The 13,973-nt window shown below is 40.8% G+C and carries 12 protein-coding genes and 2 tRNA genes; 10 read left to right on the forward strand and 4 right to left on the reverse strand.

Annotation, left to right across the window (positions count from 1 at the left end; all coding sequences use genetic code 11):
- Positions 1-2: 2 nt before the first annotated feature.
- From mrdA to lipA, 7 genes are all read left to right on the forward strand, one after another.
- Entirely contained in the window at positions 3-1,937 is a 1,935-nt protein-coding gene (mrdA, locus tag KPF51_RS00655) for a penicillin-binding protein 2 (protein WP_005752384.1), read from the forward strand.
- Positions 1,937-3,052 carry a rod shape-determining protein RodA gene (rodA, locus tag KPF51_RS00660; RefSeq protein WP_005725028.1) on the forward strand — a complete coding sequence of 372 codons (1,116 nt, stop codon included), beginning with the start codon at positions 1,937-1,939 and terminating at the stop codon, positions 3,050-3,052. The genes mrdA and rodA overlap by 1 nt, the downstream gene beginning before the upstream one ends.
- Before the next feature lie 49 nt (positions 3,053-3,101).
- Positions 3,102-3,986 carry a septal ring lytic transglycosylase RlpA family protein gene (locus tag KPF51_RS00665; protein ID WP_172452387.1) on the forward strand — a complete coding sequence of 295 codons (885 nt, stop codon included), beginning with the start codon at positions 3,102-3,104 and terminating at the stop codon, positions 3,984-3,986.
- 26 nt (positions 3,987-4,012) lie between these two features.
- The gene (locus KPF51_RS00670) at positions 4,013-5,197 is read left to right on the forward strand and encodes a serine hydrolase (protein ID WP_005725031.1); all 1,185 of its coding nucleotides are present in this window, start codon (positions 4,013-4,015) and stop codon (positions 5,195-5,197) included.
- 102 nt (positions 5,198-5,299) lie between these two features.
- Positions 5,300-5,596 (forward strand): DUF493 family protein YbeD, encoded by a 297-nt coding sequence (gene ybeD, locus KPF51_RS00675; protein WP_005719420.1) that lies wholly within the window; start codon positions 5,300-5,302, stop codon positions 5,594-5,596.
- A 6-nt stretch (positions 5,597-5,602) separates the two neighbouring features.
- Positions 5,603-6,259, forward strand: coding sequence for a lipoyl(octanoyl) transferase LipB (lipB, locus tag KPF51_RS00680; protein WP_005725032.1), 657 nt, complete (start codon positions 5,603-5,605; stop codon positions 6,257-6,259).
- Positions 6,260-6,323: 64 nt separating this feature from the next.
- Positions 6,324-7,286 (forward strand): lipoyl synthase, encoded by a 963-nt coding sequence (gene lipA, locus KPF51_RS00685; RefSeq protein WP_005725033.1) that lies wholly within the window; start codon positions 6,324-6,326, stop codon positions 7,284-7,286.
- 77 nt (positions 7,287-7,363) lie between these two features.
- On the opposite strand, the gene KPF51_RS00690 is transcribed toward lipA, so the two are convergent.
- From KPF51_RS00690 to KPF51_RS00700, 3 genes are all read right to left on the reverse strand, one after another.
- Positions 7,364-7,783 carry a DUF417 family protein gene (locus tag KPF51_RS00690; protein ID WP_005719426.1) on the reverse strand — a complete coding sequence of 140 codons (420 nt, stop codon included), beginning with the start codon at positions 7,781-7,783 and terminating at the stop codon, positions 7,364-7,366.
- A gap of 300 nt (positions 7,784-8,083) precedes the next feature.
- A tRNA-Arg gene (locus tag KPF51_RS00695) sits at positions 8,084-8,160 on the reverse strand.
- A gap of 30 nt (positions 8,161-8,190) precedes the next feature.
- Positions 8,191-8,267, reverse strand: a tRNA-Pro gene (locus KPF51_RS00700).
- 158 nt (positions 8,268-8,425) lie between these two features.
- Here KPF51_RS00700 and folD point away from each other — a divergent pair.
- The gene (gene folD / locus KPF51_RS00705; protein WP_005725034.1) at positions 8,426-9,280 is read left to right on the forward strand and encodes a bifunctional methylenetetrahydrofolate dehydrogenase/methenyltetrahydrofolate cyclohydrolase FolD; all 855 of its coding nucleotides are present in this window, start codon (positions 8,426-8,428) and stop codon (positions 9,278-9,280) included.
- A 507-nt stretch (positions 9,281-9,787) separates the two neighbouring features.
- Here folD and KPF51_RS00710 read toward each other — a convergent pair.
- Positions 9,788-10,288: a single-stranded DNA-binding protein gene (locus tag KPF51_RS00710; RefSeq protein ID WP_005725039.1), complete on the reverse strand. Its 501-nt coding sequence runs from the start codon at positions 10,286-10,288 to the stop codon at positions 9,788-9,790.
- A 171-nt stretch (positions 10,289-10,459) separates the two neighbouring features.
- Between KPF51_RS00710 and uvrA the strand changes: the two genes are divergently transcribed.
- Positions 10,460-13,291, forward strand: a complete 2,832-nt coding sequence (gene uvrA / locus KPF51_RS00715; RefSeq protein WP_061406255.1) for an excinuclease ABC subunit UvrA — start codon at positions 10,460-10,462, stop codon at positions 13,289-13,291.
- A 70-nt stretch (positions 13,292-13,361) separates the two neighbouring features.
- Positions 13,362-13,922 (forward strand): superoxide dismutase family protein, encoded by a 561-nt coding sequence (sodC, locus tag KPF51_RS00720; protein ID WP_005725042.1) that lies wholly within the window; start codon positions 13,362-13,364, stop codon positions 13,920-13,922.
- Positions 13,923-13,973: the final 51 nt, after the last annotated feature.

Genomic DNA, 13,973 nt, shown 5'->3' on the forward strand with positions numbered 1-13,973 from the left:
CAATGAAAAAGTTAAAAAAATTGTTGGCTAAACCACAACAAGAATTGATTAGAGATAAAAAATCGGAGCGCAATTTATTTGCCCGCCGAGCATTAGTTTCATTTATTTTTGTGTGGGTGCTGACGGCAATTTTGGCAACCAATTTATACCATTTACAAATCGTCAATTACGACAGTTATCAGACTCGTTCAAATGGTAACCGCATTAAATTGTTACCTCTTCCGCCTACTCGTGGGCTTATCTATGATCGTTATGGCAAATTGTTAGCGGAAAATTTAACCTTTTTTGGTCTCTATATTGTGCCTGAAAAAGTGGAAAATTTAGAGCGCACTTTTGAAGAATTGAAAGCGATTGTGGGGCTGACGGAAGAGGATATTGAAAATTTCAAAAAAGAGCGCCGTCGCGCTTCGCGTTACACCTCTATTTTACTGAAACCACACTTAACTGAGGAGCAGATTGCCCGTTTTTCGGTCAATCAATACCGTTTTACCAGTTTAGAAGTGAAGCCGTATTTTAAACGCCATTATTTATACGGAGAACCCTTAACGCATATTCTGGGTTATGTCGCGAAAATTAATGATAAAGATGTTGAACGCCTAAAAAAAGAAGGGAAATTTGCAAATTACGCAGGCACACATGATATTGGTAAATTGGGCATTGAACGTTATTACGAAACACAATTACACGGGAGTACGGGCTTTGAAGAAGTGGAAGTCAATAACCGCGGTAAAGTGATCCGTAAATTACGCGAACAGCCAGCGATTGCAGGAAAAAGTATTCATTTGACTATTGATTTAGAATTGCAACGTTATATTACTGATTTGCTTAGCGGGCAAAAAGGGGCAGTTGTGGTGCTAGATCCAAAAGATAACAGCATTCTCGCGATGGTTTCCACACCAAGTTATGACAACAATTTATTTGTTGATGGTATATCCAGTGCGGATTATAAACGGTTATTAAATGATCCAAACCGTCCTTTATATAGTCGCGTAACACAAGGTGCTTATCCGCCAGCTTCGACTGTCAAACCGTTCATTGGTGTTGCAGCATTACATGAAAATGTGATTACACAAAATATGACCATTTTTGATCCTGGCTATTGGGTTCTACCAAATACTACCAAGCGTTTCCGGGATTGGAAAAAAACGGGGCATGGGCATACGGACTTGAATAAAGCGATTGTGGAATCGTCTGATACATATTTTTACCAAACCGCTTATAACATGGGCATTGATCGTTTATCCGATTGGATGAAACGCTTTGGTTTCGGTGTGCCGACAGGTATTGATATTCAGGAAGAAACGGCAGGGATTATGCCAAGTCGTGAGTGGAAACAAAAGCGCCATAAACGCCCATGGGTACAAGGCGATACGATTTCCGTTGGGATTGGGCAGGGTTATTGGATTGCCACCCCCTTACAAGTGGCAAAAGCCACCAGTATTTTAATCAATGAAGGGAAAGTTCATACACCACATTTAATGAAAAGTGTGGAGGGCAGTACAGTTGAACCTTATCAAGATCCACTGTTATATGAAGATATTACTGAGCCTAAAGCGGCTTACTGGGACGCGGCTAAGCGAGGTATGTATAACGTGGTCAATGCTGCGAATGGCACGGGACGTAAAGCTTTCATTGGAACCAGTTATCGTGTTGCGGGCAAATCAGGGACCGCGCAAGTCTTTAGTTTGAAAGAAAACCAAACTTATGATGCGAGTGGATTGAAAAAAGAATTGCATGATCATGCTTGGTTTACTGCTTATGCGCCTTATGATGATCCTAAAATGGTGGTGGCGATTATTTTAGAAAATGCGGGAGGGGGATCCAGTGTGGCAGCGCCTGTGGTGCGTCAAATTATGGATTATTATTTAACGCAACGATTGCCTCAAATATCGCGTTTATCTCCTGCTGACTCGTTAGCAACTGAGGACTCAGAATAATGCATAAAAAGAATATTTGGCTGTCTTTATGGCGCAAATTGCACATTGATTTATGGCTGTTGATCGGATTGATTGTAATTTCCGGTTATGGCTTATTGGTCTTATATAGTGCGTCAGGGGGGAATGAAGCGATGTTTCGTAACCGCTTGATCCAAGTTGCCTTAGGCTTTGCGGTCATGTTGGTGATGGCACAATTCCCGCCGAAGTTTTATCAGCGCATTGCTCCTCTGCTTTTTGGTGTCGGTATTATTTTATTAATTTTAGTGGATGTGATTGGGACGACGAGTAAAGGGGCACAACGCTGGTTAGATCTGGGGTTATTTCGTTTCCAACCCTCAGAAATTGTAAAACTGGCAGTGCCTTTGATGGTGGCGGTTTACCTTGGGAAACGACCATTGCCACCAACGTTAGGTCAGACCTTTATTGCACTGATTTTAATCCTCGTTCCGACATTGTTAGTGGCAATTCAGCCAGATTTAGGCACATCGATTTTGGTGAGCGCATCGGGGCTATTTGTCGTCTTTCTAGCAGGAATGAGCTGGTGGTTGATTCTGATTGCGGTTGTCGGGGTGGCTTGTTTTATTCCGATTATGTGGTTCTATTTAATGCACGATTACCAACGAACGCGTGTATTAACACTCTTCGATCCAGAAAAAGATCCATTAGGGGCAGGATTTCATATTTTACAGTCAAAAATTGCGATTGGCTCGGGCGGATTAAGTGGTAAAGGCTGGATGGAAGGAACACAGTCGCAGTTAGAGTTTTTACCTGAACCGCATACGGATTTTATTTTTGCGGTATTAAGTGAAGAATATGGCATGATCGGCTTTCTGATTTTAATGGCCATTTATTTATTTATTGTGGGGCGCGGATTGATGATCGGAGTCAACGCTCAAACCGCCTTTGGACGAATTTTAGTGGGCGCGATTACGCTGATTTTCTTCATTTACGTGTTTGTGAATATTGGCATGGTTAGCGGGATCTTGCCTGTAGTTGGTGTGCCTTTACCTTTAGTCAGTTATGGTGGCACATCTTTTGTTACCTTAATGGCAGGATTTGGGCTGATTATGTCCATTCATACCCATAAAGAACATTTTTTAAAGGGAACTAATTAAACGATTTATTATCTTAGATAGTGATTCTTAATAATTGAACTGAACGATGATGAAACAAAAAATTTTTCAAATATTGACCGCACTTTGTTGCATATTCTATGTGATGAGTGCTCAAGCAATAGATGCAAAGAAGCTTTATGGTTTACAAGGCCCGAAGTTGATCTATCAAGCACCCGTAACCAAATCACATCATTATGTGGTGAAAGGGGTGAGTTATCGCACACAAACGTCCAAAGAGGCCAGTGGCTATGCGAGAGATGGTATTGCCAGCTTTTACCATAAAAAATTTAATGGACGAAAAACGGCGAGTGGTCAAATTTACAACGAAAATTTATATACGGCTGCGCATAAAACGCTCCCCTTGAACAGCTATGTGTTGGTTACGAATTTACGTAATCAACGTAAAGTGATCGTGCGCATTAATGACCGAGGACCTTTTGTAAAAGGTCGAATTATTGATTTATCACGTGCTGCAGCGCGAGAAATCGGCTTAATTGGTAGTGGTGTTGGTCATGTGCGTGTGGAACTGATACAGTTAGATAGACAAGGGCGAATTTCAGGCGCAGCCAGTGCGACGTTGGCAAAATTAGCCAAGAACCAAGAGGCAGTCAATATGTTACTGCAAGGAGAGGATACGGTCGAATTAACACAACATACTGAAGAAAAAACAGTAAAAGCAGCGACCACTAAGCCTGAAAAATATACAACGGTTTATAAAATCCGTATACTTAATTTAGATTCAAAAAAACAAGCTGAAAAATTAATTAGTAAATTGGGACGTGAGGATATTCGTGCGGACATCACAGTAAATCAGGATAAAGTTGATATTTACTTTGGACCGTTTAGCGATAAATCTCAAGTCAATGACGTCAAAGCACAATTAAGAAAATTGAATTACTCGAAACCATTAATTGTGTACACCTTTGACGATTAACCTTATTTAAGATGGATACGGAGAGTATGTTTAAAACAGTTGTAACGAAAAGTAAAATTGCATTGATAACGGGCTTATGTATTGCCCCAAGTTTGTTGGCGCAAGATATTGATTATGGGATTGCGGTGCCACAATTGAATGCGCAAACCTTTATTTTAATGGATTATAATTCGGGTGCGGTTATTGCTGCATTGAATCCTGATCAACGCCAATATCCTGCCTCATTAACAAAAATGATGACCAGTTATGTCGTTGGTGATGCTTTAAAACAAGGTAAAATCAATAATGCGGATAGAGTGACGATTGGCGAAAGTGCATGGGGAAAGAATTTTCCTGGCTCGTCAAAAATGTTTTTAAATTTAAATCAGCAAGTGTCTGTGTCTGATTTAAACCGCGGTGTGATTATTGTGTCAGGTAATGATGCCTCTGTGGCCATTGCAGAGCATGTTGCTGGTTCTGTACCTGCCTTTGTTGACACTATGAATAAATATGCGCAACAATTTGGCTTAAAAAATACGCATTTTACCACGGTACATGGTTTAGATGAGGATAATCAATATTCCTCTGCCCGCGATATGGCGATTATTGGTGCGCATTTAATCCGTGATTTACCGGAAGAATATAAAATTTACGCAGAAAAGGATTTTACTTTTAATAAGATTAAACAGAATAACCGTAATGGCTTGTTATGGGATAAAAGCATTCAAGTGGATGGCATTAAAACGGGGCATACGGATAAAGCAGGTTATAACTTAGTTGCTTCAGCGACCAATGCAAACAATATGCGTTTGATTTCGGTGGTGATGGGTGTACCAACTATTAAAGGACGTGAAGTCGAAAGTAAAAAATTATTACAGTGGGGATTCGCGAATTTTGATACTTTTAAAACCCTTGAAGCGGGTAAAGCAATTTCTGAGCAATCTGTTTATTATGGTGACATGGGGAAAGTGTCTTTAGGGGTATTACAAGATGGATTTATTACGATCCCGAAAGGCAAACAAACTGAGTTAAAAGCCCGTTATGAGCTCAATAAAAAATACTTGCAAGCACCGTTAGCGAAAGGTGAAGTGGTGGGTCAAGTCGTTTATCAATTAGAGGGTAAAGACATCGCGAAAATTGATTTACAAGTGATGCAAGAAGTCCAAGAAGGCGGTATTTTTGGTAAGGCTTGGGATTGGTTAGTCCTAACTGTAAAAAGTTTGTTTGATTAATCAAAAACTCCCCCCATATTGAAAAGCAAGAAACCGCAATTTGATGACCGCACTTTTTAGCGAAAAGTGCGGTTCATCTTTGATAAAGAGTAGGATGTAACAATGACAGAAAAAATCATAAAACTCAATGAGATGCCACAAGCGAAATTAAAAGATCTATTGGAATTCCCGTGTGCTTTTACCTTTAAAGTTGTCGGAGCGAATCGTGCGGATCTGATAGATGATGTTGTGGTTGTGGTACAAAAATATGCAAAAGGGGATTACAATCCGCGTCAGCAATTAAGTAGCAAAGGTACCTACAATTCGGTGTCTATTGATATCATTGCAGAGCACATTGAACAAGTCGAAGTGCTTTATGTTGAGCTTGCCAAAATTGATGGCGTCAGAATGGTGCTATAACGAAAAATGCCTAATCTATCCCCACTACTTGTTCGCCAACTTGGCATACAAGATTACCAAACGGTTTGGCAACAAATGCAAACCTTTACTGATTCACGTGATGTGGATACACAAGATGAAATCTGGCTCGTTCAACACCCTGCGGTTTTTACCCAAGGGCAAGCAGGTAAAGCAGAACATTTATTGCAACAAACGACTATTCCGGTGGTGCAATCTGATCGGGGTGGACAAATCACCTATCATGGCTTAGGACAACAAGTGATGTATGTGTTGATTGATATTAAACGCCAAAAAGCCTTAGGTAATGAATTCAATGTACGGCAATTAGTGAGTGCGCTTGAACAAGCAGTGGTAAATACCTTAGCAGATTATGGCATTCACGCTTATCCCAAAGCGGATGCGCCCGGTGTGTATATTGATGAGAAGAAGATTTGTTCTTTAGGCTTACGAATCCGTAAGGGTTGCTCTTTTCATGGTCTGGCGTTGAATATTAATATGGATTTATCGCCATTCCACTTTATTAATCCTTGTGGTTATGCCGGTTTAGAAATGTGCCAGTTAGCGGATTTCATTGATCCTCAACAAGCAAGCTGTGAAAAAGTCGCACCGAAATTAGTTGCACACTTTGCACAATTATTAGGATATAATGCAACAAATTTTTAACATTTCTGAAAGTTGTTGAAAACCGACCGCACTTTCAAACGTCATTAGAAGTTAAGGAACCAAGATGGGTACACCTTTTAAAATGGAACGTGGTGTCAAATACCGTGATGCTGCTAAAACGTCCATTATCCCGGTAAAAAATATCGATCCAAATCAGGAATTATTAAAAAAACCGGACTGGATGAAAATCAAACTCCCTGCGAATTCTGCCAAAATTGATAGCATTAAAAACGGCATGCGTCGTCATGGTTTACACTCAGTGTGTGAAGAAGCATCGTGCCCGAATTTACATGAATGTTTTAATCACGGAACAGCAACCTTCATGATTTTAGGGGCAATTTGTACTCGCCGTTGTCCTTTCTGTGATGTGGCGCATGGTAAGCCTTTACCGCCGGATCCTGAAGAACCACGTAAGTTAGCAGAGACAATCCAAGACATGAAATTGCGTTATGTGGTGATTACTTCTGTGGATCGTGATGACTTGCCTGATCGTGGTGCGGGTCACTTTGCAGAATGTGTAAAAGAAATTCGTCAGCTCAATCCAAATATCAAAATTGAGATTTTGGTTCCTGATTTTCGTGGGCGAATTGAGCAAGCGTTAGATAAATTGAAAGACAATCCACCAGATGTGTTTAACCATAATTTAGAAAATGTACCACGTTTATACCGTGAAATTCGTCCAGGAGCAGATTATCAATGGTCTTTGAAATTGCTTAAAGATTTTAAAGCGATGTTTCCACATATTCCGACCAAATCAGGCTTAATGGTGGGGTTAGGTGAAACTAATGAAGAGATTCTGCAAGTGATGCAAGATCTACGCGATCATGGTGTGACTATGTTAACCTTAGGGCAATATTTACAACCAAGTCGCCATCATTTACCTGTTGCACGTTATGTACCACCCGCAGAGTTTGATGAGTTCCGTGATAAAGCACAAGCTATGGGCTTTGAACACGCTGCTTGCGGTCCATTTGTGCGTTCTTCTTATCATGCAGACTTGCAAGCCAAAGGCGAAATTGTGAAATAATGCCTTGATAAAACTTGAAAAATAAAAAATGGAAAGGGTTTAACTTTCCATTTTTTCTTACCAGATTGTGCATGTTCTCAAAGAGGGTAAGCACGATTTAAATCATATTTAAATAAAACGAGTGCGATGCCAATTAATAAAATATCTTTAAAAATAAACCCATTAAACCCTAATTGCGGTAATAGACTTACTGTGACAAGTGCTGTGATAAGGACTAAGCCACTACCTAATAACCCTGCTTTAGGCTGTCTAAATCCGATAATTAAGCCGAGATAAGCCAGAGTTTCGATAATCCCTAATAAATAACTTGTTTTATATACACCAAATAAGTCGTAAAGAAAGCTTAACCAGCTAGCGGAAATAATTGGTTTCAGAGCTTCTACTTCAAATTCAAACCATTTAGTATTAGCAAAAATAAAAAAGAGCAGAATAACGCTAAGACGTAAAAGAGTGATATCCAAATGAGATTGTTGGAAATGTTGTAACCATTTTTTCATTTTATTTTCCTTATTATGCAAATTACTGTCGTGTTATTTGGACGAGTAACCTATACTTTTCTTACAGCTTTCTTTTGTATGAAGAAGGAAATAAGACCTGTATTAATTCAATACATGTGTGTGCTTTAAACTTTTAGGGCGTGAACTGTCAAATCGGTTAATGTTGGTTTTGTATAAGAAGATGAGTGCAGTGAAGCTAATACGTTGCGATTTTAAGGTACATTTACGACACATGGCACCAAGAAAAAACAACGTCTGTTATCTACGAATATTTAAGGTATTGAAAATAAAGAAAATTAATGGCACGCCCTATTGGATTCGAACCAATGACCTACGGCTTAGAAGGCCGTTGCTCTATCCAGCTGAGCTAAGGGCGCATTTCAAATGGATACGGGGAAGAAAAGAAGTGGTCGGCGAGATAGGATTTGAACCTACGACCCACTGGTCCCAAACCAGTTGCGCTACCAAGCTGCGCTACTCGCCGACGAATGTGTAGCATTATAGTTTTCTTTTAATTCCAGTCAATGACTTTTTTCTATTTTTCAATCAAACGCTTAAATTTATCTCAATTTGACTTACATTTACAGGCGTTTTTTGCGAGAATAGCAAACGTTTTCTTTCACGTAAATAAAGGATAAAGTCATGACTGCACAAGTGATTTCTGGCACAGAACTCTCGAAAACAATTAAATCCCAAGTAGCACAAAAAATCGAAACCTATACTCAGCAGGGCAAACGCTCACCGGGTTTAGCGGTGATTCTCGTGGGGGCGGATCCGGCTTCTCAAGTCTATGTAGGAAGTAAGCGTAAAAGTTGTGCAGAAATTGGGATCCAGTCAAAATCCTATGATTTACCTGAAACCACACAAGAAAGTGAATTATTGGCATTAATTGATGAATTAAATGCAGATACGACGGTAGATGGGATTTTAGTACAATTACCACTTCCTAAACATATTGATAGCACAAAAGTGATTGAACGTATTACGCCTGAAAAAGATGTAGATGGTTTTCATCCTTATAATGTGGGGCGTTTATGTCAACGTATTCCGACTTTACGTGCTTGCACGCCTTATGGCGTGATGAAATTGCTCGAAACCACGGGGATTGATTTACACGGTAAGCATGCTGTGATTGTGGGGGCATCAAATATAGTGGGCCGCCCGATGGCACTTGAGTTGTTATTGGCAGGCTGTACTGTCACTGTCACGCATCGTTTTACCAAAGATCTCGCACATCACGTTCGTCAAGCGGATATTCTTGTGGTTGCGGTGGGTAAACCGAAGTTTATTCCGGGCGATTGGATCAAAGCGGGGGCAATTGTGATTGATGTCGGGATTAACCGTCAGGAAGGGAAATTAGTCGGCGATGTGGAATACGATGTGGCACTTGAAAAAGCGGGCTATATTACGCCTGTCCCAGGTGGTGTAGGTCCCATGACGGTGGCAATGTTAATGTTTAATACCTTGTCAGCGTATGAAATGAAAATAGCCTCTTAGAATTGGTGTAGCAAAGTGCGGTTGACTTTAAGTAAAAATTCACCGCACTTTTATAAGTGGATTGTTCTTTTGTTCTTAAAGATTGCGCGTGCCTTTTTGAGTAAGGGGATTAACCCTTAGTAATCGACAGCCAAAAATTTACTTGGTATAAACATAAGTGCTATCAACTGCCTGAAGTAGCACAGAAAATCACCTTGAAACATAAGTCGTTATCTCTTTATGATGGCGATATTTACAATTATTTAGGGTTGGAAGACCTGTTTGATATTACACAACAAGAAGAAAGCAAAACTCAGTGAGAATACGCTTCTAGTTGTTTTTGCTGCCAGTTCACCGCTTTTTATTACAGATGGGAACCTAGATTCAGGTAAATTGGATATGGATATTTTTAATCATGTCATACGCACGATTTTGTCATGAAAGGAAGAGATTGCATGTGTGTTTGAGCCATCTGGCGGATGAATTAAAACAACCCCTAACATTGCTAGGGGTTGTTTTTTTTTATGGTTAAAACGGAATATTATCTTCCTCAAAGCCCATGTCCATTGGAGGTTCGTTTTGTGGAGCGGGTTTTGTCGCTGGACGAGAAGGTTGTGCACCGTAGCCACCTGTTGGGGCATTATATTGTGGCGCAGCGGTTTGTGGGGCGTAGCCGCCGGTTTGTTGACGTTCGTTACGGCTGTCGAGCATTTGTAACACGTCGCCTTGGATTTCGGTAGTGTAGCGATCTTGCCCATTTTGGTCTTGCCATTTACGGGTTTTTAGGCGTCCTTCTACATACACTTTTGAACCTTTACGCAGATATTCCCCAGCCACTTCAGCTTGGCGACGGTAGAATACGATGCGATGCCATTCGGTGACTTCACGACGTTCGTTAGTATTTTTGTCGATCCAGCTTTCACTGGTCGCGACGCTGATATTGGCTACGGCTTCACCATTTGGCATTGTGCGGATTTCAGGATCGTTACCTAAGTTCCCTACAATAATTACTTTATTTACTCCAGCCATATAGTCCTCTTACGTTTTCTTTCAAATTGTACTGATCATTTTGACTATTTTGCCCTAAAATGAGAAAAAGATCTATGTTAAAAAATAAGATTAACTGGATATTTGCACAGTTATTTCAGAATGTGCGATAATGAACGCAATTTGGACAATTTTTGATGGCTTTTTGTATTTATGGATAAGATTGAGGTACGTGGGGCGAGAACCCATAATTTAAAAAATATTAATTTAACTATTCCTCGTGATAAATTAATTGTGATTACGGGATTATCGGGATCAGGTAAATCTTCTTTAGCCTTTGATACCCTGTATGCTGAGGGACAACGCCGTTATGTAGAATCCTTGTCGGCATATGCGCGTCAATTCTTATCCCTAATGGAAAAGCCGGATGTGGATCACATTGAAGGATTATCGCCGGCGATTTCTATTGAACAAAAATCTACTTCACATAATCCGCGTTCAACGGTGGGCACGGTCACCGAAATTCATGATTACTTACGTCTTCTTTTTGCTCGAGTAGGGGAACCGCGTTGTCCGAATCATGATGTGCCTTTAGCGGCACAAACCATTAGCCAGATGGTGGATAAGGTATTGAGTTTACCTGAAGAAAGCAAAATGATGTTGCTGGCGCCAGTGGTGAAAGAACGTAAGGGTGAACATGTTAAATTATTAGAGCAAATTGCCGCCCAAGGTTATATTCGAGCCAGAATTGACGGTGAAATTTGTGATTTATCTGATGCACCTAAATTAGAATTACATAAAAAACATACTATTGAAGTGGTTGTGGACCGTTTTAAGGTGCGGTCTGATTTAGCCACAAGATTAGCAGAATCCTTTGAAACAGCATTGGAATTATCTGGTGGCACCGCTGTAGTTGCTTCCATGGATGAGCCTGAAACGGAAGAATTGGTCTTTTCGGCTAATTTTGCTTGTCCACATTGTGGGTATTCTGTCCCAGAATTAGAACCTCGTTTATTTTCTTTTAATAATCCCGCCGGGGCGTGTCCGACTTGCGATGGCTTAGGTGTGCAACAATATTTTGATGAAAAACGCGTGGTGCAAAACCCGAGTATTTCGTTAGCCAGTGGCGCAGTAAAAGGCTGGGATCGTCGTAACTTCTATTACTACCAAATGCTCACCTCCTTAGCGAAGCATTATGAATTTGATATTGAATCACCTTTTGAGGCACTGCCGAAAAAAATCCAGCAGATTATTTTAAATGGTTCAGGTAAGGAAGAAATTGAGTTTCAATACATGAATGATCGCGGCGATGTAGTCGTGCGTCATCATGCATTTGAAGGCATTCTAAATAATATGGCGCGCCGTTATAAAGAAACGGAATCGCTGTCTGTACGTGAAGAATTAGCGAAAAATATCAGTACCTGTCCTTGCCATGATTGTGGGGGCTCACGTTTACGTCAAGAGGCACGTCATGTGTATATTGGCACCACCACTTTACCTGATGTGACAGAAAAGAGTATTGGCGAAACCTTGCATTTCTTTAGTGAATTGCATTTAAGCGGGCAAAGAGCTCAAATTGCCGAGAAAATCTTAAAAGAAATTAAAGAACGCTTACAATTTTTAGTCAATGTAGGGTTGGATTATCTTTCCCTTTCTCGTTCAGCAGAAACCTTGTCTGGTGGGGAAGCACAGCGAATTCGTTTAGCCAGTCAAATTGGTGCGGGTTTAGTGGGGGTGATGTATGTGCTAGATGAGCCGTCTATTGGTTTGCATCAACGTGATAATGAGCGATTACTGAATACATTGCTTCACTTACGTAACTTAGGGAACACCGTGATTGTGGTAGAACATGATGAGGATGCCATTATGGCGGCAGATCATATTATTGATATTGGTCCCGGGGCAGGAGTTCATGGTGGGCAAATTGTGGCAGAAGGTCCGGCAAAGGCGATTATGGCAAATCCACACTCAATTACGGGGAAATTTTTATCTGGGGTTGAGAAAATCGAAATTCCCGCAAAACGGACCGCACTTGATAAGAAAAAAATGCTGAAATTAGAAGGGGCAACGGGGAATAATCTTAAATCAGTGAATTTAGCCATTCCAGTAGGATTGTTTACCTGTGTGACAGGTGTTTCGGGGTCAGGGAAATCGACCTTGATTAATGATACGTTGTTCCCATTAGCGCAAAATGCCTTGAATCGTGCGGAAAATACGCAATTTGCGCCTTATCAATCCATTTCGGGTTTGGAATTTTTTGATAAAGTAATTGATATTGACCAAAGTCCAATTGGTCGTACACCGCGTTCGAACCCTGCCACTTATACTGGCTTATTTACGCCGATTCGAGAATTATTTGCGGGCGTGCCTGAGTCGAGAGCCCGGGGTTATAATCCCGGACGTTTTAGTTTTAATGTACGCGGTGGACGCTGTGAGGCCTGTCAAGGCGATGGTGTGATTAAAGTAGAGATGCACTTTCTGCCTGATGTGTATGTGCCTTGTGAGCAATGTAAGGGAAAACGTTATAATCGAGAGACCTTAGAGATCCGTTACAAAGGTAAAACGATTCATCAAGTGTTAGAAATGACGGTAGAAGAAGCGCGCGAGTTTTTTGATGCGATTCCGCAGATCGCCCGTAAATTACAAACTTTAATGGATGTTGGTTTATCCTATATTCGTTTAGGACAATCTTCGACCACGTTATCGGGTGGGGAAGCGCAACGAGTGAAATTAGCAACGGAGCTTTCAAAACGTGATACAGGGAAAACTTTGTATGTATTAGATGAACCGACGACAGGTTTACATTTTGCTGATATTAAACAGCTATTAACAGTCTTGCATCGTTTACGTGATCAAGGCAATACGATAGTGGTGATTGAGCACAATTTAGATGTGATCAAAACAGCCGATTGGATTATTGATTTAGGTCCTGAAGGGGGGAATGGCGGTGGACAAATTATTGCCACAGGCACACCAGAACAGGTCGCTGAAGTGAACGGTTCACATACCGCACGCTTCTTAAAAACGCTTTTACAAAAGCGCTAAAAAGCCACCATCATTGCAGTAAAATAACCCGGCGATTTAGCATTATTTTACACTCAACAAGGAGATTAATATGAAAAAAACAGTATTAGCCCTGATGTTTTCTTGTGGTATGGTGGCTTCTGCATTTGCGCATAATCATGCGGTGGAACATAAACATACCGGCGAAATGCTAGAAGTGAAAGTAGAGTTGCTGGATCCGGTTAAAGGTAATCAAGAAATCGGTAAAGTCGTGATTACTGAATCTGCTTATGGTTTGGTCTTTACGCCAGAATTGAAAAATTTAACGGCGGGTTTGCATGGTTTCCATATTCATCAAAACCCAAGCTGCGATGCCAAAGAAAAAGACGGCAAGTTAGTAGCGGGGTTGGCAGCTGGTGGACATTGGGATCCTAAAAATGCAGGTAAACATGGTTACCCGTGGTCGGATGATGCCCATTTAGGTGATTTACCTGCGTTAGCTGTGAACCAAGATGGTACTGCAAATAACCCAGTGTTAGCGCCACGTTTGAAACATTTGGACGACGTGAAAGGGCGTTCATTAATGATTCATGAGGGCGGTGATAACCATGATGATCACCCAGCGCCATTAGGTGGTGGCGGTCCACGTATGGCTTGCGGTGTGATCAAATAAAGCGTATTAATGAACAAAAAAGCGTAATGAAAAATTTCATTACGCTTTTTT

The sequence above is a fragment of the Pasteurella sp. XG20 genome (assembly GCF_018968665.1).
Lineage (GTDB): Bacteria > Pseudomonadota > Gammaproteobacteria > Enterobacterales > Pasteurellaceae > Pasteurella > Pasteurella multocida.